Here is a 24,047-nt window from a genome sequence, read left to right as displayed (position 1 = left end):
AATCACTCAGGGCTCAACCCTTGGAAACAGGCAACGGCGCAAACAGCGCCTCGATATCGCCCTGCTCCAATTTGAACCCACCCGTCGTACCACCTTCCAGCACCGCCCCGGCCAGCACAGCCTTCTCTTGCTGCAACGCCTGGATTTTTTCTTCCACCGTGCCGCGGGCAATCAGCTTGTAGACGAACACCGGGTTGTTCTGCCCGATCCGGTACGCCCGATCGGTGGCCTGATTTTCCACCGCCGGGTTCCACCACGGATCGAAGTGAATCACCGTGTCGGCGGCGGTCAGGTTCAAACCAGTGCCGCCGGCCTTGAGGCTGATCAGAAACAGCGGCACCTTGCCGCCCTGAAAGTCCTTCACCGGTGTACGCCGATCGGTGGTATCACCGGTCAGCAATGAATAGCCGATCCCGCGCTGCTGCAATTCCTGCTCGATCAATGCGAGCATCGAGGTGAATTGCGAGAACAGCAGAATCCGCCGCCCTTCGCCGAGCAACTCCTCAAGCATTTCCATCAGACTGATCAACTTGCCGCTGCCGGAACGCAGCGCCTTGGCCGTCAGCGGCGTGTTGATCAGCCGCAAGTCGCAACAAACCTGGCGCAACTTCAGCAGCGCATCGAGAATGATGATCTGGCTGCGCGCCACGCCACTGCGGGCGATTTCATCGCGGACCTTTTTATCCATGGCCACGCGCACGGTTTCATAGACATCGCGCTGACCATCGCTGAGTTCGACCCAATGCACGATTTCGGTTTTCGGCGGCAGCTCGGTAGCGACCTGATCTTTTTTGCGGCGCAGCAGGAACGGTTTTATCCGCGCAGTCAGGTGCTGCATGCGCCCGGCATTGCCGTGTTTTTCGATCGGCGTGCGGTAGTCGCGATTGAAGGTTTTGCTGTCGCCCAGCCAACCCGGCATCAGGAAATGAAACTGCGACCACAGCTCGCCGAGGTGGTTTTCCAGCGGCGTGCCGCTCAGGCACAGGCGCTGACCGGCCTGCAAATCGCGGGCAGCCTGAGCGGCCTTGCTTACCGGGTTCTTGATGTTTTGCGCTTCATCGAGAATCAGCACACTCCACGGCTGCGGCTGCAGCACCTCCAGATCCCGTGGCAGTAGCGCATAGGTGGTCAGCACCAGATCGTATTCGGTCAGGCTGGCGAAGTCTTTTTGCCGTGCTGATCCGTGCAGCGCCAGCACCTTCAACTGCGGAGTGAAGCGCTGCGCCTCGTCCAGCCAGTTCGGAATCAGGCTGGTGGGCATGACCGCCAACGCCGGATGATTGAGGCGCCCGGCCTGTTTTTCCGTCAGCAGATGCGCCAGGGTCTGCAGGGTTTTGCCCAGCCCCATGTCATCGCCGAGAATGCCGCCCACCCCCAGCTCGCGCAGGGTCTGCATCCAGTTCAGGCCTTCGAGCTGATACGGGCGCAACTGCGCGTTGAGGCCGGCAGGTGCAGCGACCGGTGTGTAAGTCGATTCGCGCAGGCGTTGGGCGAAACTGCGCAGGCGTTCGCCGCCCTGCCAGGTCAGCGGCACCCCGTCGAGCAGTGTCAGACGCGCCGCATCCGGAGCGCTCAAGCGTAAGCTTTCAACGCGATGGCCGCCCAGATACAACTCACTGAGCGTGGCCATCAGCGGTTTGACCCGGCCGTAAGGCAGTGCGACTTTGCCACCGTCGGCAGCATCAATGCGCCCGCCCCTCAACTCAACCAATAGCAGCTCATCGTCACCGCGCTCTGCCAAGGAAACAGGATCGAGCAATTGCGGCTGGCTACGCAGCAGATGCAGAAGAATCGGCAACAGGCTGTGGCGCTTGCCATTGACGACAATGCCCAATTGCAGATCGAACCACTGCCGACCGGTATCCTCTTCGATCTCGGCGTACCAGTCTTCGACCGGCTCCACGTTGAAATGGAAATTGCTGCCGACATCGACCTCCCAGCCAGCATCGCGCAAGACCGGGATACCCTGCTGGGTAAAGATCAGCCACGCAGAATCATCGGGCAGCGTGAACATCTCACCCGGAAGATCGATGCTGCTTTTGCGCGAGGCTTTTTTGAAACCGTGTTTTTGCAGTTGTTGACGCAAGGCTTTTTCGGCGACCGGTTGGCGCTGAATCCGCTGGGTCTCGGCGCCCGACAGAATCATAACTTCCGGGTTGCGATCCTGCGCCGGATGGCCGTCATAGGTGAACAGCAAAGCGGCACGGTGCTCTGGCTCGTATTCCCAGCGCGTGTAGCGTTTGCCGCTCGCCAGGATCAGATAACCCTGGGGAGCCACATCCTCGACGATCCGTTCCGTCAGTTTGTGCGGTGGCGCCACTTTGGTCGCTGCGCTCATGCGATGACTGAATTGCAACGCCTGTTGAGCCGGAATCTCCGGTGCCAGGGCCAGGTGGCAGGCCAGCTTCTCATCGAGATCATTGAGTAACAGGCCGATCTGGCGGTGCTCGCGATCCAGGTAATAAAGCGGCTCCAGCGCCAGCACGTTTTCCACCGGCGCCTCGGCACTTGTCCATTGCGGGCGATAACTGCCGTCAGCCTGTACGGCCCAGGCAAACTGCGCACTGCGGTTGGCGCCTGCCGTCAGCGGCTGCAAGGTTTGAAAATCGAGAAACAGGCGCGACGTGCGCAGGAGCATTTCCAGCAGTTCGGCACCGCTGCTGCCCTCCAGCGGATAACCGCTGTAATAGGCGTGATGGGAGTGCATCGCCACCAGCAGCCGGGCAATGCGCAGATCCTGCTCGGTCAGATAACCAGGCTGGCGCATCAACAGGTCCGACAGCGAGTACAACGGTTTGACGTCGCGCAGCTCACCGCTCTTGAGCTGGTAAACCTTGAAAATATACAACTGCCATTTGCCGGCAACCGGTGAAGCCTTCAGTTGATAAAACAGCCGCGTGCTCGCCGCTTGTGAAGTTTTTTCCTCTGCAGGCTGGACGGCCACCGGGATCGTCGAAAGCCAATGCTCGAGTGAGCGACCAAGCTCAACCGTAGCCTCCTGCCCGGAGGCTTCGCTGACATTCATATCCAGACAATAAAGCACCGCCGCACAATGCTTGCAGTCGAAGCCCACCGGACACGAGCAATAGCAAAGCAGCCCGCCCGCGCCTCGGTGCCTGGCTATGGAAAGGGTCTGCTCATAGGCTGTCTGATTGGACCCGACGCAGAATGCGGTGATTTGCCTGTCATTGACTTCGAGGATCTCGACGCGACCCTCTAGCGCATAAGCGCGAGCCTTGGCCAGCGCGTTGCTGGTGAACGTGTCGGTCCACGGCAGCGAAAGGATCTCCTCGATAAGTGCGCTCATGAACAGTCCTTAGCCGGCCAATACCCGCGCCAACGTCGATTTGACCTTACCCATGCCAGCGTGCAGCGCCTGCTCGATCTCGGCCATGGTGATCACTTCGGTCGTCTTGCCCGCCGCCGGGTTCACCACCAATGCCAGACAGGCGTAATCCAGGTCCAGCTCTCGCGCCAGCGCGGCTTCCGGCATGCCGGTCATACCGACGATGTCGCAGCCGTCACGTTCCAGGCGCACGATCTCGGCGACCGTTTCCAGACGCGGGCCCTGGGTGCAGGCATAAACGCCCTGGTCGCTGTACTCGCAGCCTTCGGCGGCGACGGCGGCGATCAAGCGCTGGCGCAGCGCTTCGCTGTAGGGAAAGCTGAAATCGATGTGGGTGACGTGTTCCAGGTCATCGGCGAAAAGGGTGTGCTCGCGGCCGCTGGTGTAGTCGACGATCTGGTGCGGCACGCAGAAATGCCCGGTGCCCATGGCCGAATGAATCCCGCCCACCGCATTGACCGCGATGATCGCTTCAGCACCGGCCTGCTTCAACGCCCAGAGGTTGGCGCGGTAGTTGACCTTGTGCGGCGGAAAGCGATGCGGATGGCCGTGACGGGCGAGGAACAGCACTTCCTTGCCGGCGTACTCGCCAATCTGCACCTCGGCCGACGGCGCGCCATACGGGGTGTCCACCGCCAGCGACTGGCGAATGCTCAAGCCTTCGAGCTGGGTCAGCCCGGTGCCACCGATGATTGCGTAAACGGTCATAGCGAAAATCCTTAATCGATCAGTTGAGCGTCTTTGAGCGCGCCGATGGCGGTCAGCCAACGCGGATCCTGACGATAATCGGTGCTGGCAAAGGCCTGACCACGCATGCGTGCAATACGTGCGGACGGCTTGACCTTCATGCGCTGCGCGGCGCTGAGCGCGAGTTCGGCGGCGGCGCGGTCGTTGCACACCAGACCCATGTCGCAACCGGCGGTAAGCGCGGCTTCGATGCGGCTGGCGGCATCGCCGACCACGTGAGCGCCGGCCATCGACAGGTCATCGCTGAAGATCACCCCGTCAAACTGCAATTCGCCGCGCAGGATGTCCTGCAACCAGCGGCGAGAGAAACCGGCCGGTTGCGCATCGACTTGCGGGTAAATGACGTGAGCCGGCATTACCGCAGCCAGCTGTTTGCTGAGCCTGGCGAAGGGCACAAGGTCGTTGGCGCGGATCTCTTCCAGGCTGCGCTCGTCGTTCGGGATCGCCACATGCGAATCCGCCTCGGCCCAACCGTGGCCGGGGAAATGCTTGCCGGTGGCGGCCATGCCAGCGCTGTTCATGCCGCGAATGAAGGCTCCGGCGAGCACCGCGGCGCGGGCCGGGTCGCCTTCAAACGAACGGGTGCCGACCACGGCGCTGCGCTGATAGTCCAGATCGAGCACCGGAGCAAAACTCAGGTCGAGACCGACCGCCAGCACTTCGGTCGCCATGATCCAGCCGCACTGCTCGGCCAGGTATTCGGCGTTCGGGTTATCGGCAATGGCGCGCATCGCCGGCAAACGCACGAAGCCCTGACGCAAACGCTGCACCCGACCGCCTTCCTGATCCACTGCCAGCAACAGATCCGGGCGAACCGCGCGAATCGCCGCACTGAGCTCACGCACCTGACGTGGATGCTCAATGTTGCGGGCAAAAATGATCAGGCCGCCCACTTCGGGCTGGCGTAACAATTGGCGATCTTCGGCCGTCAGCCAGGTACCGGCGACGTCCACCATCAACGAGCCTTGCAGGCCAGCAGTCATAAAAATTCCTTGGAAACAGAAAACCCGATCGACAGCCAGTCGCTGCCGTGAGCAGCGCTCGGCAGGTCAGTGACTTTTCTGTTGATCGGGTTCAGAACGAGAATCGGCATGGGCGGCTAGCTTAGCGGATCCCCGCTGCCGCGCCCACCCGTGTGCGGTCAAACCTTGGCGGCGACCGGGGTCGATTTGCTGCGCGGACGCAACTGCGCAGTGGCCATGGCAGCATCAGTGACGCCGGTTTCAGCGCGCATGCCGGCGGCGAGGAATGGCACCATCAGGCGCATCACTTGCTCGATCGAGGTATTGACGCCGAAATCGGTCTCGGCAATCGCCCGCAAGGCTTTGATACCGGACATGCTGAACGCGGCCGCGCCGAGCATGAAGTGCACGCGCCAGAACAACTCGATCGGTGGAATGCGCGGTGCCGCTTCATTAACCAGCAACATGTAGCGACGAAATACCTTGCCGTACATGTCTTCGAGATAACGCCGCAAGTGGCCCTGGCTCTGACTGAAGGCAAGGCCGAGCAAACGCATGAAGATCGACAGGTCGTTGCCGCTGCGCGGTTGAACCACCAGCGCTTGTTCGACGAGAATTTCCAGCAATTCTTCGAGGGTCGGCTTGTTGTCAGGCTTGGCCTGACGCCGCTCCAGCTCTTTGTCGAGGCTGATGCAGAACGGCCCGAGGAATCGCGAGAACACGGCCTGGATCAGCGCTTTCTTCGAGCCGAAGTGATAGTTAACCGCTGCCAGGTTGACGCCGGCCTTGCTGGTAATCAAACGCAATGAGGTTTCTGCGAAACCTTTCTCCGCGAACAATTGCTCGGCAGCATCAAGAATGCGTTCAACGGTTTCCGACTGGGCCATGGCTACTCCGCCTGACAAACACTTGTTTGAAACATACGTTTCAGCCTATGCAATGTCAAGCCTGCCGGTTCGTTTTGGGAATGGTCGGTCAGCTATTTAACCACACAAGCCCGGCGCTTTAAAAAGCGTGCCTGTCGACCGTCTGGCGGCGTGCCGAAAAACGGCGATTGCCAAGATCGCTTCACTGTATATAATCCCAGTCACTGTATAAAAAGACAGAGCGATCATTATGCTAAAGCTGACGCCACGCCAAGCCGAGATTCTGGCCTTTATCAAACGCTGCCTCGAAGACAACGGCTATCCGCCAACCCGCGCGGAAATCGCTCAGGAGCTGGGCTTCAAATCGCCCAATGCCGCTGAAGAACACCTCAAGGCGCTGGCCCGCAAAGGCGCCATCGAGATGACGCCAGGCGCTTCTCGCGGGATCCGCATTCCCGGCTTCGAAGCCAAACCCGACGACTCCACCCTGCCGATCATTGGCCGGGTCGCCGCCGGTGCGCCGATTCTGGCCCAGCAGCACATCGAAGAATCCTGCAACATCAATCCGGCTTTCTTCCATCCCCGTGCCGACTACCTGTTACGCGTCCATGGCATGAGCATGAAGGACATCGGCATTTTCGACGGTGACCTGCTGGCAGTCCACACCACGCGCGAAGCACGCAACGGTCAGGTCGTCGTGGCCCGTATCGGCGATGAAGTGACGGTCAAACGCTTCAAGCGTGAAGGCAGCAAGGTCTGGCTGATTGCCGAAAACCCTGAGTTCGCCCCCATCGAAGTCGACCTGAAGGATCAGGAACTGGTGATCGAAGGCTTGAGTGTCGGCGTCATCCGCCGCTAATAGGAGGCTTTATGCAGTTCCCACATACCCCTCAGCAAACCCAACTGCCTTTGTTCGAAGCATTTCTGGCGCAACCGTTGGCGCCGATCCTGAAAGACGTGGTCGAGCGCCCATGGACTGCCGAACCGGAAGTATTCAGTGAGCTGTCACTGCGTGGTGCTGCCGGGAACTGTCTGAATCTTCTTGCCCCGATCCTTCGCGAACTCAGCGAAGATCAGGATGCGCGCTGGTTGACGCTGATCGCGCCACCCGCCAGCCTGACCCAAACCTGGCTGCGGGACGCCGGCCTGAACCGCGAACGCATTCTGCTATTGCAACCGCGGGGTGCGCAAAGCGCTCAGCAACTGGCGTGCGAAGCGTTGCGGCTGGGTCGCAGCCACACTGTCGTGACCTGGCTCAATCCGCTGAACGCCAGTTTGCGCCAACAATTGATCAGCGCCGCCCGTACAGGCGATGCTCAGAGCTTGAATATTCGATTGGGTTGACGGCTGTAACACGCGCTGTGTGAAGCGCAGGGCTTCTCCATGGACAGAGAAGCCGATCTGAAGCGGTAATGCCTGATGATGAAAACAGGCCAGGATCAATGAAGAACCCGCGGCCCTTCTTCCTTATCAAACTCGCCTTCGACCATGCGGCCGGCCATTTGCACGCCGACGCTCAACATCGCCTTGGCGATTTCGACATGCTGACCCTGCAGGAACGCTTTGGCATCCTCGGAGAAATCCAGTGTCACCAAAGAACCTTCGTCCTCAGCTCTGCGCAGTTCGATTCGGCCATCTGGTAACTCGACAATTTCTAGAAAGGACGTTGGCATAAAAGTCTGTTCTCCACGAAAGGCAGGCATTATATAGACATCATTCGGGCTTCGCTCAGGATCTTGACCAGTAGCATGTTTCAGATTGCCACCGCGTCAATCGCCCTCAGCATTCATTCAGGCCTTCGCGAAAACGAATGGCCAAGCCTTTCAGATTCTGCCGCCAGCTCTCCAGCTCCTCACGATTCAATTCCTCCGGCGCCTGCTCTTCATCCAGATTGATCATCTGAATCAATGGCTGCGTGACGTCGCCCTTGGGTTTGTGCGGCACTCGCGGTGGCTGAAACAACGCCGAATGCGCTGCCAGCAATTTTGCCAGCCAGGTTTCCGGATTACCCGCCAGCTCGACCATTTCCGCCAGCTCCGGAATCGCAATCGACTCCAGCACTTCAGGGGTCAGCAACATTTCTGCGCGCGGCGCACTGGCCTGCGGCAGGCGATAGAAACCCGCGATCTCATGGCAAAGCCCCAGCAAGGCACCGTAGAGGTGAAAGAGCGTTGATTCACGCCCGGCCTGAATCAGCGCCAGCGAATTCATTGCCCGCCCTTCCTCGGCGCGAGCCAGAGCTTCCAGCGACAGGCCGGCGAAATAGATCTTCTGGTTGGTGCGGGTATAGAGTTCGTGAGCCATGACGGCAGCCTCCACGACGAAATAATTGCTTCACACAGGCCGGACAGTGTCATGGATCAGCCGATCCAACCGCAAGCACAAAACAAAAAGGCCGCATGAAAACCCGAGGGTTCGCATGCGGCCTTTTCAGTGCCGGACTAACGCTTACTCAGCCTTGGCCTTCGCGCTGCGCTTGTCTTCCACCGTCCATTTGCCACCGTCGTAATACGCCTTCCAACCGGTCGGCTTGCCGTCGACTTCGGTCTGCACGTATTGCTCCTTGGTCTTGCGGCTGTAGCGGATCACCGCTGGCAGGCCATCAGGATCCTTCTGAGGTGCTTCGCAGAGAAAGTGATACTTCGGATCGATCTCGTCCTTGTGCGGCAGAATCTCGATCACCAACGGAGCACGGGTCTCGCGGTTTTTCGGGAACTGACTGGCCGCCAGGAACAGACCGGATGCGCCGTCACGCAGGATGTAGGTGTCGTTGACCTTTTCGCATTTCAGCTCAGGCATCTTCACCGGGTCCATCTTCGGTGGCGCCGCATCACCGCTTTTCAGCAATTTGCGGGTGTTCTTGCAAGTCGGGTTGGTGCAACCGAAGAACTTGCCGAAACGACCGGTCTTGAGCTGCATCTCGCTGCCGCACTTGTCGCACTCCAGGCTCGGACCTTCGTAGCCCTTGATCCGGTAGCTGCCTTCTTCGATTTCGTAGCCGGCACAATCCGGGTTGTTACCGCAGATGTGCAGCTTGCGCTTCTCGTCGAGCAGGTAGGCATCCATCGCCGTGCTGCAGATCGGGCAGCGATGCTTGCCGCGCAGGACCAGCGACTCGGACTCACCTTCGTCGTCCGCAGCGATCTCGTCGCCCGGCACCAGATTGACGGTGGCCTTGCAACGCTCTTTCGGCGGCAGGCTGTAACCCGAACAACCGAGGAACACACCGGTCGATGCGGTACGGATCTGCATCGGACGGCCGCAGGTGGTGCACGGAATGTCGGTCATGACCGGCTGGTTGGCACGCATGCCGTTGTCCGGGTTTTCGGCTACTTCGAGTTTCTTTTTGAAGTCGCCATAGAACTCGTCCAGCACGCTTTTCCAGTCGCGCTCGCCCTGGGCCACGTCATCCAGATTCTCTTCCATGCCGGCGGTGAAGCCGTAGTCCATCAGGTTCGAGAAGCTTTCGGACAGACGCTCGGTAACGATGTCGCCCATCTTTTCCGAATAGAAACGGCGGTTGTGCAGAGTCACATAACCACGATCCTGAATGGTCGAGATGATCGCAGCGTAAGTCGAAGGACGACCGATGCCACGTTTTTCCATTTCCTTGACCAGACTGGCTTCCGAGTAACGCGCCGGCGGCTTGGTGAAATGTTGCGACGGATCGAGCTTGATCAGCTTCATCACGTCGCCCTGCGCCATGTCGGGCAGAACGTCGTCATCGCCAGGCTTGGCGATTTGCGGCATGACGCGGGTGTAGCCATCGAACTTGAGGATCCGGCCCTTGGCGCGCAGCTCGAAGTCGCCAGCACCAACGCTGACGGTGGTCGACAGGTATTGCGCCGGCAGCATCTGGCAAGCGAGGAACTGGCGCCAGATCAGCTCGTAGAGACGCTCGGCATCACGCTCCATGCCCGCCAGCTTGCTCGGAATGGTGTTGGCGTCAGACGGACGAATCGCTTCGTGAGCCTCTTGCGCGCCTTCCTTGCTGCTGTAGACATTCGGCGTTTCCGGCAGGTACTTCTTGCCAAACTCTTCTTCGATATAAGTGCGCGCCATCGCCACGGCATCAGCCGAGAGGTTGGTCGAGTCGGTACGCATGTAAGTGATGTAGCCGGCTTCGTACAGACGCTGGGCCATCATCATGGTTTTCTTCACGCCAAAGCCCAGGCGGTTGCTCGCAGCCTGTTGCAACGTGGACGTGATGAAGGGAGCCGACGGCTTGCTGCTGGTCGGTTTGTCTTCACGCTTGACGATGCTGTAGCTGGACGCCTTGAGCTTTTCCAGCGCAGCCATGGCCTGGGCTTCGTTCAGCGGCTTGAAGGCTTCACCCTTCTCGCGTGCCACTTCGAAACGCACGGTCGAGCCCTTGGTGGTGCCGAGATCGGCATGCACTTCCCAGTACTCTTCCGGGTTGAACGCACGGATTTCTCGTTCGCGCTCAACGACCAGTTTCACCGCAACCGATTGCACACGGCCAGCGGACAGGCCACGGGCGATTTTCGCCCAAAGCAGTGGCGAGACCATGTAGCCGACGACGCGATCAAGGAAGCGGCGCGCCTGCTGCGCGTTGACCCGATCGATGTCCAGCTCGCCTGGTTCGGAGAAGGCCTCCTGAATGGCCTTCTTGGTAATTTCGTTGAACACCACGCGCTTGTAGCGGCTGTCATCACCGCCGATGGCTTCGCGCAGGTGCCAGGCAATGGCTTCCCCCTCGCGATCCAAGTCGGTTGCGAGATAGATGGTGTCAGCATCCTTGGCGAGCCGGCGCAGCTCTTCGATGACCTTCTCTTTACCCGGAAGGATCTCGTACTGGGCCTTCCAGCCATGCTCGGGATCGACACCCATACGCGAGACCAGCTGCTTGCGCGCTTTCTCTTTCGGCGTGAGTACCGGAGCTTCACCCGCGGCAGCCTTGCCACGCTTGGCGGCTGGCTCTTTGCTGGCGCTAGCCGAACCGCTGGTGGGCAGGTCTCGGATATGGCCGATACTCGACTTCACCACGTATTGGTTACCCAGATACTTGTTGATGGTCTTGGCCTTAGCCGGGGATTCCACAATGACCAGCGATTTGCCCATGGATCAGAAAATTCCTGAATTCTAGAAGTGAAAGGCGGTTGGCGCCTGACGCGGCACCGCTATATATAGTTGATACAAGGTGAGGTCAAGCACAGGGTTGTCTGCGCCCTCGCCTCATGCCTTGTCAAAAACGCTCGGTTCGACCTGCACCAAAGCAAAGCGTGGCACCTGCTCGCCGTCAACCTCGACTGACTCGAGAAACATGCTCAGCGGACGTACCCAAAAGCCGTAATCGCCATACAGGGCTTGGTAGAAGACCACTTCTTCTTCGGTCTCGGAGTGCCGCGCAACACTGAACACACGGTACTGCGGACCTTTGTAATGTTGGTAGAGCCCAGGTTGTATCGGCATGCTTCGGCCCTCACTGAAATTTTTTCAAAATAAAATAAAAAACCCAAAAACAAAAACCGGGGCACTGGGCCCCGGCTTCCATCGACGAGACGCTTAAACGCGTTCGAAGACGGTGGAGATGCCTTGGCCGAGACCAATGCACATAGTGGCCACCCCGAAGGTGCCGCTATTCTGCTTCATCACGTTCAGCAAGGTGCCGGAAATACGTGCACCGGAGCAACCGAACGGGTGACCCAGGGCGATCGCGCCGCCGTGCAGGTTAACCTTCTCGTTCATCTTGTCGAGTACTTTCAGATCTTTCAGCACTGGCAGAGCCTGTGCAGCGAAAGCTTCGTTGAGCTCGAAGAAGTCGATATCGTTGATGCCAAGGCCCGCACGCTTCAGGGCTTTTTGTGTCGCCGGCACAGGACCATAGCCCATGATTGCCGGGTCCACACCCGCCACTGCCATCGAACGGATCACCGCCATTGGCTGGATCCCCAGGTCCTGGGCACGCTGCGCCGACATCACGATCATGCACGAAGCACCATCAGTGATCTGCGACGAAGTACCGGCGGTCACGGTGCCGCCCTTCGGATTGAATGCCGGCTTGAGCGCCGCCAGACTTTCCAGGGTGGTTTCCGGACGAATGGTTTCGTCGTAGTCGAACAGTTTCAGGAAACCGTTCTCGTCGTAGCCCTGCATCGGGATGATTTCGTCTTTGAACTTGCCTTCCACGGTGGCCTTGTGGGCCAACTGGTGGGAACGCACGCCGAAGGCGTCCTGCTGTTCGCGAGTGATGCCGTGCATTTTGCCGAGCATTTCAGCAGTCAGACCCATCATGCCCGAGGCTTTCGCCGCATACAGCGACATGTGCGGGTTCGGATCGACACCGTGCATCATGCTTACGTGGCCCATGTGCTCGACGCCACCGACCACGAACACGTCGCCGTTACCGGTCATGATCGCTTGTGCGGCGGTGTGCAACGCACTCATCGACGAGCCACACAGACGGCTGACGGTCTGGCCGGCCGAGGTGTGCGGAATCTGGGTCATCAGCGACGCCATGCGCGCAATGTTCCAGCCCTGCTCCAGAGTCTGGTTGACGCAGCCCCAGATCACGTCCTCGACTTCCGCCGGATCGACCTTGGCGTTGCGTTCCAGCAATTTGCTGATCAGGTGCGCCGACATGTCTTCGGCGCGGGTGTTGCGGTGCATGCCGCCCTTGGAGCGGCCCATCGGAGTACGACCGAAGTCGACAATCACGACGTCTCTAGGATTCAAGCTCATAAGTTCACTCTCACTCTAGTTGGGGGCGCTTAACCGAAGAAGCTCTGGCCGTTCTTGGCCATTTCGCGCAGCTTCGCGGTCGGGTGGTACAGCGCGCCCAAATCAGCGTACTGGTCAGCCAGGGCAACGAACTCGGCGACACCGATCGAATCGATGTAGCGCAGCGCACCGCCACGGAATGGAGGGAAACCGATACCGTAGACCAGACCCATGTCGGCTTCGGCGGCGGTTTCAACGATGCCGTCTTCCAGGCAACGTACGGTTTCCAGGCACAGCGGGATCATCATCCAATTGATGATGTCTTCGTCTGTGACTTCGCGCTGCTCGTAAACGATCGGCTTGAGCACTTCGAGCACCGATGGGTCGGCGACTTTCTTCTGCTTGCCTTTCTTGTCGGCCTCGTAGGCATAGAAACCCTTGCCGTTCTTCTGACCCAGGCGCTTGGCTTCGTACAGCACGTCGATGGCCGAGCGACGGTCATCCTTCATGCGGTCCGGGAAACCTTCTGCCATCACGTCACGACCATGGTGGCCGGTGTCGATGCCGACGACGTCCATCAGGTACGCCGGGCCCATCGGCCAGCCGAATTTTTCCATGACCTTGTCGATGCGGACGAAGTCGACACCGGCGCTGACCAGCTTGGCGAACCCGCCGAAATACGGGAACAGCACGCGGTTGACCAGGAAACCCGGGCAGTCGTTGACGACGATCGGGTTCTTGCCCATTTTCTTGGCGTAGGCAACGGTGGTAGCAACGGCCAGCTCACTGGACTTCTCGCCACGGATCACTTCCACCAGCGGCATCATGTGCACCGGGTTGAAGAAGTGCATGCCGACGAAATTTTCCGGACGCTTGAGGGCTTTGGCCAGCAGGCTGATGGAAATGGTCGAGGTGTTGGACGCGAGGATGGTGTCCTCTTTGACCTGACCTTCAACTTCAGCCAGTACGGCTTGCTTGACCTTCGGGTTCTCGACAACCGCTTCGACAACCAGATCCACATGACCGAAATCACCGTAGGACAGGGTCGGACGAATGCCGTTGAGCACTTCAGCCATTTTCGCGGCGGTCATGCGGCCCTTGTCGACGCGGCCAACCAGCAGCTTGGCGGCTTCGGCCAGGCCTTGCTCGATACCGTGCTCGTTGATGTCCTTCATCAGGATCGGCGTGCCTTTGGACGCCGACTGATAGGCGATACCGCCACCCATGATGCCGGCGCCGAGTACGGCAGCCTGCTTCACGTCTTTGGCGATTTCGTCGTAGGCCTTCGCCTTTTTCTTCAGTTCCTGATCGTTCAGGAACAGACCGATCAAGCTCTGTGCAGCCGAGGTCTTGGCCAGTTTGACGAAACCGGCGGCTTCGACTTCCAGCGCCTTGTCACGACCGAAGTTCGCGGCTTTCTGGATGGTCTTGATCGCTTCGACCGGCGCCGGGTAGTTCGGGCCAGCCTGACCGGCCACGAAACCTTTGGCCGTTTCGAAAGCCATCATTTGCTCAATGGCGTTCAACTTGAGTTTTTCAAGTTTCGGCTGACGCTTGGCCTTGTAATCGAACTCGCCGGAGATGGCGCGCTTGATCAGCTCAAGGGCTGCTTCCTGCAACTTCTCTGGGGCAACCACGGCGTCGACGGCGCTGACTTTCAGCGCGTCTTCAGGGCGGTTTTCCTTGCCGGCGGCAATCCACTCGATCGCGTTGTCGACACCGATCAGGCGCGGCAGACGCACGGTACCGCCGAAGCCCGGGTAGATGCCCAATTTGACTTCCGGCAGGCCGATCTTGGCTTTGGTCGACATGACGCGATAGTCAGCCGCCAGGCACATTTCCAGACCGCCGCCGAGGGCGATGCCGTTGATGGCCGCTACGGTTGGCACGTTGAGGTCTTCGAAATCGCTGAAGATCTTGTTGGCTTCGAGATTGCCAGCAACCAGCTCGGCATCCGGCAGCTTGAAGTTGTCGACAAATTCGGTAATGTCGGCGCCGACGATGAATACGTCCTTTCCGCTGCTGACGATCACGCCCTTGATCGAAGCATCTGCCTTGATGGTGTCTACGGCCTGACGCAGTTCGTTCAGGGTTAGACGGTTGAACTTGTTGACGGACTCACCCTTGAGGTCGAATTTCAATTCGACGATGCCACTTTCAAGAGCTTTAACCGTGATGGCTTTACCTTCGTAAATCATCAACTGATCTCCACGATATGGAAGCTGAACAGTACACGTCGGACGCAGGCGAATGGCTCGGCAGGACGCTTTTTCGTCAATGCTAACGCCAATCCACCCGGCACACCCGCCAACGCGATAGTCGGGATTCTGTAGGAGCAGTCTGTAAGACAAACGCTCAATTCATACGCCCGTTTGATTTGGGTACGTCACCTTCTCGGAATTCCCGGCAATTGTCAATCGCCCAAAATACCGGTTGAAATGCGACTTTGCGGTCATTTCCGTAGGACGAAGACCTGCAACAAGCGCCTGCATGTCCAGACATTCATAGAATCAATATTTAGAAAAGTCGCCCTAATCCGTCACAGCCTTTGTTTAAGGGGCTACGCTGGTGGGACTACAGGGAAATGCACAGCGCGCTTGATACCGCGCCGCCAGCAAAAAGGTTTCCGGCCTGCCTGGCCAACCCCGCCCGATGAATCATGTCGGGCTTTTTAATGCGCGTCTGCCGGACGTTTCACACCGTTGCAGTGCGAAAAGTCCGCAGGTCATGCCAGCGCTTTCAGTGTTGCGTCAATATCCTGCAAAACCGCAGCGTCGCCCTTCTCGCCCCAATACAGGGCGATCAACTGCTTGTCGGCGTCGACCTTGTAAACATTGCCCGGCAATTTTTCGAAATGATCGAGCAGTGCACGGTCCTCGCAGACTTCCTGCCATTGATTGACCCACACCCCCGGCGATTTCTGCCAGTACGTCCAGCAGGCCGAATGATTGCTTCTGCGCGGCCGGTAGTATTGCGCACACGGGTTTGGCGGCTGCTGCGTCAGCCAGTGCGGCCATTCCTGAGGTACCAGCTGCATGGCCAGACCGATGCGTCGCGCCTCTGTGCGCAGTGCGATGCGCCCGCTTTGCGCGCGCGACGGGCGCAGCCAGGCCAGCGGACTTAAAACCACCAGCAGGATTGACACCACCAACCAGACCGTCATATCTCTATTCCCCATTCTCGGTGAGCGCCATGTGTCACTTTGGAACCATTGCGCTCGAAACCAGCCATACTTACCACTATTGAAACCTCAGGAGAGCACCTCATGCCCTACCACCACATCCTGGTCGCCGTAGACCTGACCGAAGAGTGCGACCCTGTCATCCACCGCGCCCGTGAGCTTTCGGTCAGCAACGGCGCCAAACTGTCGCTGGTGCATATCGTCGAGCCGATGGCCATGGCGTTCGGCGGCGACGTGCCGATGGATCTGTCACAACTGCAACAACAGCAGTTCGATCAGGCCAAGGAGCGCCTGGAGCGTTTGAAGCTCAAATACACCGAACTCGAGGGCGCCAACTGTCATTTGACCTACGGCCAGCCGCGCCAGGAAATCCACCACTTCGCCAAGGAGCAAACCTGCGATCTGATCGTAGTGGGCAGCCATGGCCGCCACGGTCTGGCGCTGTTGCTTGGCTCGACGGCCAACGACGTACTGCACGGCGCGCCGTGCGACGTCCTCGCCGTCCACCTGGTCAAACGTTGAAATATCATTCCATGTAGGAGTGAGCCTGCTCGCGATAACGTTCTGACAGTCGACGAGTTCGTTGAATGCTAAACCGCTATCGCGAGCAGGCTCACTCCTACAAGGGAACTGCGCTTACATAAGAAAAGCCCGGCGCTCATCACTGAGCGCCGGGCTTTTTCACATCCGGATCAATCAGGCATCCAGCTCGGCCCAACGCTCCACCAGCGCATCCAGCTCGGCCTGCAACTGCTCCAGCGAAGCGATGACCTTGGCCGTCTCCGCCGGCGGACGCTGATAGAAACCGGCCTCGGCCATTTCCGCTTCGACCGCCGCGATCTGCTGTTCCTTGGCGTCGATGTCGCCCGGCAAGGCTTCCAGCTCACGTTGCAGCTTGTAGCTGAGCTTCTTCTTCGCCACCGGAGCCGCAGCGGCAGGCGCCGCCACCGGTGCCGGCTCAGCGGTGACCACCGCCGAGTTCAAGTCAGCCTTGCCCGATTTGCTTTCGGTCACGCCCAGCAGACGTGGCGAGCCACCCTGACGGATCCAGTCCTGATAGCCACCGACGTATTCACGCACCTTGCCTTCACCTTCGAAGACCAGGGTGCTGGTGACCACGTTGTCGAGGAATGCCCGGTCGTGGCTGACCATGAGGACCGTGCCGTTGAAGGTCAACAGCACTTCTTCGAGCAGTTCGAGGGTTTCGACGTCGAGGTCGTTGGTCGGTTCGTCGAGCACCAGCAGGTTCGCCGGCTTGCTGAACAGCTTGGCCAGCAACAGACGCGCACGCTCACCACCCGACAGCGCCTTGACCGGCGTGCGCGCACGCTGCGGGCTGAACAGGAAGTCACCGAGGTAACTCAGGACATGCCGGCTCTGGCCATCGATATCGATGAAGTCGCGGCCTTCGGCAACGTTGTCGATCACGGTCTTTTCCAGATCCAGCTGATGGCGCAACTGGTCGAAATAAGCCACGTCGATGCGTGTGCCCTCTTCCACTTTGCCGCTGGTCGGTTGCAGACCGCTGAGCATCAATTTCAGCAAGGTAGTCTTGCCGGTACCGTTGGCGCCGAGCAGACCGATACGGTCGCCACGCTGCAACACCATCGAGAAATCCTTGATCAGGAACGGGCCGCCCGGGTGAGCAAAACTCACATTCTCGAGCACCATCACCTGCTTGCCGGACTTGTCGGCGGTTTCCAGCTGAATGTTGGCTTTGCCGGTACGCTCGCGACGTTCGCTGCGCTCCACACGCAAGGCTTTCAGCGCACGTACGCGGCCTTCGTTACGAGTGCGACGGGCCTTGATGCCCTGACGGATCCACACTTCTTCCTGAGCCAGACGCTTGTCGAACAGCGCGTTGGCGGTTTCTTCAGCGGCCAATGCAGCTTCTTTGTGCACGAGGAAACTGGCGTAGTCGCCGTTCCAGTCGATCAGGCCGCCGCGGTCCAGTTCGAGAATACGCGTGGCAAGGTTCTGCAGGAAGGAACGGTCGTGCGTGATGAACAGCACGGCGCCCTGGAAATCCTTCAGCGCTTCTTCGAGCCAGGCAATCGCCCCGATATCCAGATGGTTGGTCGGTTCGTCGAGCAGCAGCAGATCCGGCTCGGAGACCAGCGCCTGTGCCAGCAGCACGCGACGACGCCAGCCGCCGGACAATTCGGCGAGGGTCTTGTCGGCCGGCAGCTGCAGGCGGCTGAGGGTGCTGTCGACCAAAGTCTGCAAGCGCCAGCCATCGCGGGCTTCGAGGTCGTGCTGGACATGCATGAGCTTGTCCAGATCGGCGTCGGTGACGATGTTCTGGCTCAGGTGATGATATTCGGCGAGCAATGCACCTACGCCATCGAGGCCTTCGGCAACCACGTCGAAAACGGTCCGCTCGTCGGCCACCGGCAATTCTTGCGGCAATTCGCCGATTTTCAGACCGGGGGCACGCCACACCGAGCCGTCATCGGGCTTCTGGTCGCCCTTGACCAGTTTCATCATGCTGGACTTGCCAGTGCCGTTGCGGCCGATGATGCACACCCGCTCACCACGGGCGATCTGCCAGGACACCTTGTCCAACAACGGCATAGCGCCGAACGCAAGGGACACATCGCTGAATTTGAGCAGGGTCATGAGCTTCTCCAAAAACCGGGCGCGTATTCTACCTGAATCAGCGCTCGCGCAGGCCGGCAATTTGTCTGTGGAAGCACTCTGCACAACATTTGTTGCGAACTTGTGCTGTAAGCCCTGCAAAGCTTTCGCCGCTTGCTGGCAAAAGGCTAAGCTACAGGCAATTCAGTGCCGACCGAGGTCGGCACTTGTCATGATTTCTCTGCCCGGATGTCTCATGCGCAGTCGCCTTTTCAGTGTTTTGTCCTGTTTGTTTTTCACCGCCGCTGCCGCTCAATCCGCCCAGGCGGTGGACCTGTCCACCCAACGCCAGTATTACGATGAAGCCAAGCGCGCGCTGGCCAAGGGCGATACCGGCCCGTATTTCCGCTACAGCCAGGCGCTGGCCGATTATCCGCTGGAGCCGTATCTGGCCTACGACGAGCTGACCGCGCGCCTGAAATCGGCGAGCAATGCCGAGATCGAGAAGTTTCTCGCCGAGCACGGCGACCTGCCCCAGGCCAACTGGATGAAATTGCGCTGGTTGCGCTGGCTCGCCGACCGCGGCGACTGGGCAACCTTCGTCAAGTATTACGACCCGAAACTCAATTTCACCGAACTCGACTGCCTGAACGCGCAGTACCAGATCAGCCACGACAAGAAGGCCGAGGGTTACGCCAACGCGGAAAAACTCTGGCTGACCGGCAAATCGCAACCGGCGGCGTGTGACGCGCTGTTCGGCATTTGGGCGGCTGACGGCCAGCTCACCGAACAGAAACGCTGGGAACGCACCAAACTCGCCGCACAGGCGCGTAATTATCCGCTGGCGAACAGCCTGATCAACGGCTTGACCACCCTCGCCCCGCGCGGTCGTTTGCTGGTCGATGTCGCGCAAAAACCCGAGTTGCTCAATCAGCCGTCGCGCTTTACCCCGGCGGATGAACCGATGTCCGACGTGGTCAGCCTTGGCCTGCGCCGCCTCGCTCGTCAGGACCCGGACAAGGCCATGGCCCTGCTCGACGGTTACGCCAGCAGCATGCATTTCTCCCGTGATGAAAAAGTCGCTATCGCCCGCGAAATCGGCCTGACCCTGGCCCGCCGCTTCGACAGCCGCGCCCTCGATGTGATGACCAAGTACGACCCGGAGCTGCGCGACAACACCGTTTCCGAATGGCGCTTGCGCCTGCTGCTGCGCCTGGCCCGCTGGGATGACGCTTATGAACTGACCAAACGTCTGCCGCAGGATCTGGCCACCACCAACCGCTGGCGCTACTGGCAGGCGCGCAGTCTCGAACTGGCCCAGCCGCAGAATCCACAAGCCCAGACGCTTTACAAGAACCTTGCGCGGGAGCGTGACTTCTATGGCTTCCTCGCCGCCGACCGCTCGCAATCGCCGTACTCATTGAACAACAAGCCGCTGGTGCTCAGCCAAGCCTTGATCAACAAGGTACGCAACACGCCGGGCGTGCGTCGCGCGCTGGAATTCCACGCTCGCGGGCAGATCGTCGACGGTCGCCGCGAGTGGTATCACGTCAGCCGGCATTTCAACCGTGACGAAATGGTCGCCCAGGCCAAACTCGCCTACGACCTGAAATGGTATTTTCCGGCCATCCGCACCATCAGCCAGGCGCAGTATTGGGACGATCTCGACATTCGCTTCCCGATGGCCCACCGCGACACGCTGGTGCGCGAAGCCAAGGTGCGTGGCCTGCACTCGAGCTGGGTGTTTGCCATCACCCGTCAGGAAAGCGCTTTCATGGACGACGCCCGCTCCGGCGTCGGCGCCAGCGGCCTGATGCAACTGATGCCCGGCACCGCCAAGGAAACCGCGCGCAAGTTCAGCATCCCGCTGGCCTCGCCGCAGCAGGTGCTCGACCCGGACAAGAACATCCAGCTCGGCGCCGCTTACCTGAGCCAGGTGCACAGCCAGTTCAACGGCAACCGCGTCCTCGCCTCCGCCGCCTACAACGCCGGCCCAGGCCGCGTGCGCCAATGGCTGCGCGGCGCCGATCACCTGAGTTTCGACGTCTGGGTGGAAAGCATTCCGTTCGACGAAACCCGCCAGTACGTGCAGAACGTGCTGTCGTACTCAGTGATTTACGGCCAGAAGCTCAACTCGCCACAGCCGCTGGTGGATTGGCATGAGCGGTATTTCGACGATCAGTGAGAACGAGCTGACGCCGAGCCATAAAAAATGCCCGTATCGTGAGATACGGGCATTTTTGTTGAAACGCTCGAAGCCTTATTTTCGTTTCAATCTGGAGGCGGCGGATGTTCCGAGGCCGGTCAGGCGATATCTCTGGGTCGGACTTTTCGGGTTTTCCGGGTCAGACATTTCTATCAATCCGGCCGCCAATGCTGGTTTGAGATAGTTTGCTCTGAAAGTCGCCCTATGTGTCAGCCCGATCTCAACCATCAGCTCGCTGGTTCTCATGGATCGGTTTTCGAGTATCAGCAACAGCTTTTCTACTGGGTCGGTTACTGGGTCGGTTACTGGGTCGATCACCATCTCGGAACCAATCGCCTCACGCAACGAAATGTTCAATGCCTGCAGCATATACTCAACGAACGGCGTGGCCTCAGCCATCCGATCAGCCGCCGACAGCGCGGCGTAATAGGCATCCTGCTCCTCGCGTATGACCGCCTCAACAGGCAGATAAGCCAGTACCGGTCGCCACTGACTGAGTATCAACGTTTGCCACAACCGCCCCATTCGCCCATTGCCATCGGCAAAAGGATGAATGAATTCGAATTCATAATGAAAAACACAGCTGGTGATCAACGGATGCCAGTTCGAATTGTCGAGCCATGCCAGCAGATCGTCGATCAGCGCGGATATCCGACTCGGCGGCGGGGCCATATGAACCAATTGATCACCGCGATAAATCCCTACGCCTGCCCGACGCAGTCGTCCGCATTCATCAATCAACCCCTGCATCAATAATTCATGGGCTTGAAGCAAGTCGGCCCTGTTCGCTGGCTGCCATTGCGGCATGGCCTCATAAGCCGTGAAAGCATTGCGCACTTCCTGGATTTCTTTCGGCAACCCAAGCACTCGGCGTCCTGCGAGAACGGCGGTGACCTGCTCGATGCTCAGCGTGTTGTTTTCAATCGCCAGAGAAGCCTGAATCGTTCGAATACGATTGCTGCGGCGCAGTTGCGGCGTTTGCCTGTTGTCGTCCACAGCCGAGAGCTGACCGATTTGCTCGCTGATGTCCGCAATCAGGGCGATCATTCGTGCGGTGAGAGTCAACGGCGGTTGATAACGACTCATTTGTCCATCCAGGCATTCAAACAGGCCGCCATAATGCCCGATCCACGCACCGTTGATCACAGTTGATCAGCGATTGCTTTCCCATCATTGAACTGCAACGCCGCCAACCGCGCATACAACGGGTTACTGGCAATCAGTTCCTGATGCGTACCGATCGCCACAAGCCTGCCCTGATCCATCACGGCAATGCGGTCAGCATTCTTGACCGTGGCCAGACGATGGGCGATCACCAGCGTGGTGCGGTTGTGCATCAGGCTGGGCAGGGCTTGCTGGATCAGGTGCTCGCTCTGCGCGTCGAGGGCGCTGGTGGCTTCGTCCAGCAGCAGGATCGGCGCGTCGACCAGCAACGCCCGGGCGATGGCCAGGCGCTGGCGCTGGCCGCCGGAAAGGCCGAGGCCGCCATCGCCCAGGTGCGTCTGGTAGCCGTCAGGCATTTGCTCGACAAAGTCGTGGGCATGGGCGATGCGGGCAGCTTCCTCGACCTGCTCCAGCGTCGCCCCCGGGCAACCGTAGCGAATGTTCTCCTCAACGGTGCCGAAGAACAACGCAGGCGTTTGCGAGACCAGGGCAAAGCAACGGCGCAGATCCAGCGGATCAAGACGTGTCAGTGGCACGCCGTCGATCAGGATCTGCCCCGCCAGCGGATCGTAGAAACGCAGCAACAGGTCATAAACCGTGGACTTGCCTGCACCGGACGGCCCTACCAATGCGAGGGTTTCACCGGCTTTCACGGTCAGATTCAAGCCGTCGACCGCATAGCTTTCTGGACGCGACGGGTAGGAAAACCGCACATCCTTAAGTTCGAGTTCACCTTTGACCCGGGCCGGCAAGGTCACCAGTCCAGTCGTGGGTGGCTGGATGATGTTCTCCGAACGCAGCAGTTCGGCGATGCGCTCAGCTGCGCCGGCCGCGCGTTGCAGTTCACCGATGACTTCGCTCAATGTGCCGAAGGCGCTGCCGACGATCAGGCTATAGAAAACGAATGCCGCCAGTTCCCCTGCAGAAATTCGCCCGGCCATGACGTCCATGCCGCCAACCCACAACATCACCGCCACCGCGCCAAGCACTAACACGATCACCAGTGTGATCAGCCACGCGCGCTGAAAAATCCGTTTGCGCGCGGTGTCGAACGCCTGCTCAACCGTCAAGGCAAAGCGCTGCTCGTCCTGGACTTGATGGTTATAGGCCTGCACGGTTTTGATCTGACCGAGAGTTTCGGAAACGTAGCTGCCGATGTCAGCGATACGGTCCTGACTCTGGCGCGACAGATTGCGCACGCGTCGGCCGAACAGCAGGATCGGCGCGATCACCAGCGGCAGTGCGATCACCACGATGCTGGTGAGCTTGGGGTTGGTAATGAACAGCAGCACAACGCCACCGATCACCATCAGCAAGTTGCGCAAAAACAGCGACAGCGAAGAGCCGATCACCGATTGCAGCAGCGTGGTGTCGGCGGTGAGGCGCGACTGGATTTCCGAGCTGCGGTTGTCCTCGTAAAAACCCGGATGCAGATACACCAGATGGTTGAACACCTGGCGGCGAATGTCGGCGACCACGCGCTCGCCAATCCACGACACCAGATAAAAACGCGCGAAGGTACCCACCGCCAGCCCGAGCACCAGCAGCATGAACAGCGCGATGGACTGGTTGAGCAGATGCGGCGATCGGGTCATGAAGCCCTGATCCACCAGTAATTTGATGCCCTGCCCCATCGACAAGGTAATGCCGGCGGTCACGATCAGTGCGAGCAGCGCGCCAAAGGCATACCAGCGATACGGCAGGAGAAAATGACTGGTCAGACGCAAAGCGCGCCGGTGCCGGGAAGAAAGCAACGAAATCATGGAATTCACATCCGCTGGGTGAATAGGGCCTGCCTGTTGACTCAGATGGGGTGGAACTCTGTAAATCACAATGAGTCAGGTTAAATATGCCCGTGATCAATGGATGCTAGAAACGATTGGTCTAAGGTTGCGGTTGAGACGAACGGCCAATTCTGTTTGAGTAAGGATGCTGTTCGCCGACCGACCACAGGGAGTTGTCACAGCCCGGTCACGCGGCGGTTTTAATCTAGGCGCACAACCTGATGAGGAGACAGGCCATGTCCTTGCAACACACCAGCGAAGACCAGATTCAAGTGATTCGCACCAAGCCCGATCAGTCTCTGGGTTGCTCGATTATCGATAAGGACGGGCGTGAAGTACCGATCACTGAAGACATGATCCAGGACGCGTGCCGCGAACTGGAAAAGCGATTGGTCAAGCCTGCCGAACAAGAGTGATATAACCACCGTCTTCCTGACCCGGCCCTGTTTGCCGGGTTTTTTATGGGTGCAATTCTGGATCTGTATTGCAACCTTCGCGAGCAGGCTCGCACAGAGGGTCTACGGCGTACGCAG

The 24,047-nt window shown here is 59.3% G+C and carries 19 protein-coding genes; 5 read left to right on the top strand and 14 right to left on the bottom strand.

All coding sequences use genetic code 11. The features are described 5' to 3' along the window. Nucleotides 1–13: 13 nt before the first annotated feature. The 4 genes from BLU24_RS10670 to BLU24_RS10655 all read right to left on the bottom strand — a co-directional run bounded on the left by BLU24_RS10670 (nucleotide 14) and on the right by BLU24_RS10655 (nucleotide 5,942). Entirely contained in the window at nucleotides 14–3,307 is a 3,294-nt protein-coding gene (locus BLU24_RS10670) for a DEAD/DEAH box helicase (protein WP_093099872.1), read from the bottom strand. Nucleotides 3,308–3,316: 9 nt separating this feature from the next. Then, nucleotides 3,317–4,054, bottom strand: a complete 738-nt coding sequence (locus tag BLU24_RS10665) for an S-methyl-5'-thioinosine phosphorylase (protein WP_093099871.1) — start codon at nucleotides 4,052–4,054, stop codon at nucleotides 3,317–3,319. A gap of 11 nt (nucleotides 4,055–4,065) precedes the next feature. Continuing rightward, nucleotides 4,066–5,076: a beta-N-acetylhexosaminidase gene (nagZ, locus tag BLU24_RS10660; RefSeq protein WP_090284740.1), complete on the bottom strand. Its 1,011-nt coding sequence runs from the start codon at nucleotides 5,074–5,076 to the stop codon at nucleotides 4,066–4,068. Nucleotides 5,077–5,234: 158 nt separating this feature from the next. Further along, nucleotides 5,235–5,942 carry a TetR/AcrR family transcriptional regulator gene (locus tag BLU24_RS10655; RefSeq protein WP_090284742.1) on the bottom strand — a complete coding sequence of 236 codons (708 nt, stop codon included), beginning with the start codon at nucleotides 5,940–5,942 and terminating at the stop codon, nucleotides 5,235–5,237. 229 nt (nucleotides 5,943–6,171) lie between these two features. Between BLU24_RS10655 and lexA the strand changes: the two genes are divergently transcribed. Together lexA and sulA are read left to right on the top strand one after the other, a co-directional pair. Beyond that, a complete protein-coding gene (gene lexA, locus BLU24_RS10650; protein WP_090284744.1) occupies nucleotides 6,172–6,780 on the top strand; it encodes a transcriptional repressor LexA in 609 nt (202 codons plus the stop codon). Between the two features lie 11 nt (nucleotides 6,781–6,791). Next, nucleotides 6,792–7,265 carry an SOS-induced cell division inhibitor SulA gene (gene sulA, locus BLU24_RS10645; RefSeq protein WP_090284746.1) on the top strand — a complete coding sequence of 158 codons (474 nt, stop codon included), beginning with the start codon at nucleotides 6,792–6,794 and terminating at the stop codon, nucleotides 7,263–7,265. A gap of 95 nt (nucleotides 7,266–7,360) precedes the next feature. Here the strand turns inward: sulA and BLU24_RS10640 are convergent, their stop codons facing one another. From BLU24_RS10640 to BLU24_RS10605, 7 genes are all read right to left on the bottom strand, one after another. Beyond that, nucleotides 7,361–7,594, bottom strand: a complete 234-nt coding sequence (locus tag BLU24_RS10640; RefSeq protein WP_003226592.1) for a hypothetical protein — start codon at nucleotides 7,592–7,594, stop codon at nucleotides 7,361–7,363. Nucleotides 7,595–7,700: 106 nt separating this feature from the next. Continuing rightward, nucleotides 7,701–8,225, bottom strand: a complete 525-nt coding sequence (locus tag BLU24_RS10635) for a DUF6586 family protein (RefSeq protein WP_093099870.1) — start codon at nucleotides 8,223–8,225, stop codon at nucleotides 7,701–7,703. 144 nt (nucleotides 8,226–8,369) lie between these two features. After that, complete coding sequence (gene topA / locus BLU24_RS10630) at nucleotides 8,370–11,003, bottom strand: type I DNA topoisomerase (protein ID WP_093099869.1); 2,634 nt, start codon at nucleotides 11,001–11,003, stop codon at nucleotides 8,370–8,372. Nucleotides 11,004–11,117: 114 nt separating this feature from the next. After that, nucleotides 11,118–11,354, bottom strand: coding sequence for a DUF1653 domain-containing protein (locus tag BLU24_RS10625; protein WP_093099868.1), 237 nt, complete (start codon nucleotides 11,352–11,354; stop codon nucleotides 11,118–11,120). Nucleotides 11,355–11,447: 93 nt separating this feature from the next. Beyond that, nucleotides 11,448–12,623: an acetyl-CoA C-acyltransferase FadA gene (fadA, locus tag BLU24_RS10620; protein WP_007910465.1), complete on the bottom strand. Its 1,176-nt coding sequence runs from the start codon at nucleotides 12,621–12,623 to the stop codon at nucleotides 11,448–11,450. A 29-nt stretch (nucleotides 12,624–12,652) separates the two neighbouring features. Next, nucleotides 12,653–14,800 carry a fatty acid oxidation complex subunit alpha FadB gene (gene fadB / locus BLU24_RS10615; protein ID WP_090284755.1) on the bottom strand — a complete coding sequence of 716 codons (2,148 nt, stop codon included), beginning with the start codon at nucleotides 14,798–14,800 and terminating at the stop codon, nucleotides 12,653–12,655. Nucleotides 14,801–15,327: 527 nt separating this feature from the next. After that, nucleotides 15,328–15,765 carry a hypothetical protein gene (locus tag BLU24_RS10605; protein ID WP_093099867.1) on the bottom strand — a complete coding sequence of 146 codons (438 nt, stop codon included), beginning with the start codon at nucleotides 15,763–15,765 and terminating at the stop codon, nucleotides 15,328–15,330. Between the two features lie 102 nt (nucleotides 15,766–15,867). Here BLU24_RS10605 and BLU24_RS10600 point away from each other — a divergent pair, with 102 nt between their 5' ends. Continuing rightward, complete coding sequence (locus BLU24_RS10600) at nucleotides 15,868–16,305, top strand: universal stress protein (RefSeq protein WP_093099866.1); 438 nt, start codon at nucleotides 15,868–15,870, stop codon at nucleotides 16,303–16,305. Between the two features lie 174 nt (nucleotides 16,306–16,479). On the opposite strand, the gene BLU24_RS10595 is transcribed toward BLU24_RS10600, so the two are convergent. After that, nucleotides 16,480–18,402, bottom strand: a complete 1,923-nt coding sequence (locus BLU24_RS10595; protein ID WP_090284760.1) for an ATP-binding cassette domain-containing protein — start codon at nucleotides 18,400–18,402, stop codon at nucleotides 16,480–16,482. A gap of 214 nt (nucleotides 18,403–18,616) precedes the next feature. On the opposite strand from BLU24_RS10595, the gene BLU24_RS10590 reads away from it, so the two are divergent. Next, complete coding sequence (locus BLU24_RS10590; protein WP_093099865.1) at nucleotides 18,617–20,545, top strand: transglycosylase SLT domain-containing protein; 1,929 nt, start codon at nucleotides 18,617–18,619, stop codon at nucleotides 20,543–20,545. A gap of 75 nt (nucleotides 20,546–20,620) precedes the next feature. Here the strand turns inward: BLU24_RS10590 and BLU24_RS10585 are convergent, their stop codons facing one another. Beyond that, a complete protein-coding gene (locus BLU24_RS10585) occupies nucleotides 20,621–21,652 on the bottom strand; it encodes a Fic family protein (protein ID WP_093106577.1) in 1,032 nt (343 codons plus the stop codon). Nucleotides 21,653–21,708: 56 nt separating this feature from the next. Beyond that, on the bottom strand, nucleotides 21,709–23,493 hold the full coding sequence (locus BLU24_RS10580; RefSeq protein ID WP_172833258.1) for an ABC transporter transmembrane domain-containing protein: 1,785 nt from the start codon (nucleotides 23,491–23,493) through the stop codon (nucleotides 21,709–21,711). 257 nt (nucleotides 23,494–23,750) lie between these two features. Here BLU24_RS10580 and BLU24_RS10575 point away from each other — a divergent pair, with 257 nt between their 5' ends. Continuing rightward, the gene (locus BLU24_RS10575; RefSeq protein WP_093099864.1) at nucleotides 23,751–23,930 is read left to right on the top strand and encodes a PA1571 family protein; all 180 of its coding nucleotides are present in this window, start codon (nucleotides 23,751–23,753) and stop codon (nucleotides 23,928–23,930) included. Nucleotides 23,931–24,047: the final 117 nt, after the last annotated feature.

The sequence above is a fragment of the Pseudomonas sp. Z003-0.4C(8344-21) genome, from assembly GCF_900104975.1.
In the GTDB taxonomy this organism is placed as follows: Bacteria; Pseudomonadota; Gammaproteobacteria; order Pseudomonadales; family Pseudomonadaceae; genus Aquipseudomonas; species Aquipseudomonas granadensis.
The sequence above is the reverse complement of the archived record's forward strand: the minus strand, read 5'-3'. Positions and strand labels throughout refer to the sequence as shown.

Coding starts and splice junctions, on each gene's coding strand:
- BLU24_RS10670 (WP_093099872.1), bottom strand. CDS start 3,307: ATGAGCGCACTTATCGAGGAGATCCTTTCGCTGCCGTGGACCGACACG.
- BLU24_RS10665 (WP_093099871.1), bottom strand. CDS start 4,054: ATGACCGTTTACGCAATCATCGGTGGCACCGGGCTGACCCAGCTCGAA.
- nagZ (WP_090284740.1), bottom strand. CDS start 5,076: ATGACTGCTGGCCTGCAAGGCTCGTTGATGGTGGACGTCGCCGGTACC.
- BLU24_RS10655 (WP_090284742.1), bottom strand. CDS start 5,942: ATGGCCCAGTCGGAAACCGTTGAACGCATTCTTGATGCTGCCGAGCAA.
- lexA (WP_090284744.1), top strand. CDS start 6,172: ATGCTAAAGCTGACGCCACGCCAAGCCGAGATTCTGGCCTTTATCAAA.
- sulA (WP_090284746.1), top strand. CDS start 6,792: ATGCAGTTCCCACATACCCCTCAGCAAACCCAACTGCCTTTGTTCGAA.
- BLU24_RS10640 (WP_003226592.1), bottom strand. CDS start 7,594: ATGCCAACGTCCTTTCTAGAAATTGTCGAGTTACCAGATGGCCGAATC.
- BLU24_RS10635 (WP_093099870.1), bottom strand. CDS start 8,225: ATGGCTCACGAACTCTATACCCGCACCAACCAGAAGATCTATTTCGCC.
- topA (WP_093099869.1), bottom strand. CDS start 11,003: ATGGGCAAATCGCTGGTCATTGTGGAATCCCCGGCTAAGGCCAAGACC.
- BLU24_RS10625 (WP_093099868.1), bottom strand. CDS start 11,354: ATGCCGATACAACCTGGGCTCTACCAACATTACAAAGGTCCGCAGTAC.
- fadA (WP_007910465.1), bottom strand. CDS start 12,623: ATGAGCTTGAATCCTAGAGACGTCGTGATTGTCGACTTCGGTCGTACT.
- fadB (WP_090284755.1), bottom strand. CDS start 14,800: ATGATTTACGAAGGTAAAGCCATCACGGTTAAAGCTCTTGAAAGTGGC.
- BLU24_RS10605 (WP_093099867.1), bottom strand. CDS start 15,765: ATGACGGTCTGGTTGGTGGTGTCAATCCTGCTGGTGGTTTTAAGTCCG.
- BLU24_RS10600 (WP_093099866.1), top strand. CDS start 15,868: ATGCCCTACCACCACATCCTGGTCGCCGTAGACCTGACCGAAGAGTGC.
- BLU24_RS10595 (WP_090284760.1), bottom strand. CDS start 18,402: ATGACCCTGCTCAAATTCAGCGATGTGTCCCTTGCGTTCGGCGCTATG.
- BLU24_RS10590 (WP_093099865.1), top strand. CDS start 18,617: ATGCGCAGTCGCCTTTTCAGTGTTTTGTCCTGTTTGTTTTTCACCGCC.
- BLU24_RS10585 (WP_093106577.1), bottom strand. CDS start 21,652: ATGAGTCGTTATCAACCGCCGTTGACTCTCACCGCACGAATGATCGCC.
- BLU24_RS10580 (WP_172833258.1), bottom strand. CDS start 23,493: ATGATTTCGTTGCTTTCTTCCCGGCACCGGCGCGCTTTGCGTCTGACC.
- BLU24_RS10575 (WP_093099864.1), top strand. CDS start 23,751: ATGTCCTTGCAACACACCAGCGAAGACCAGATTCAAGTGATTCGCACC.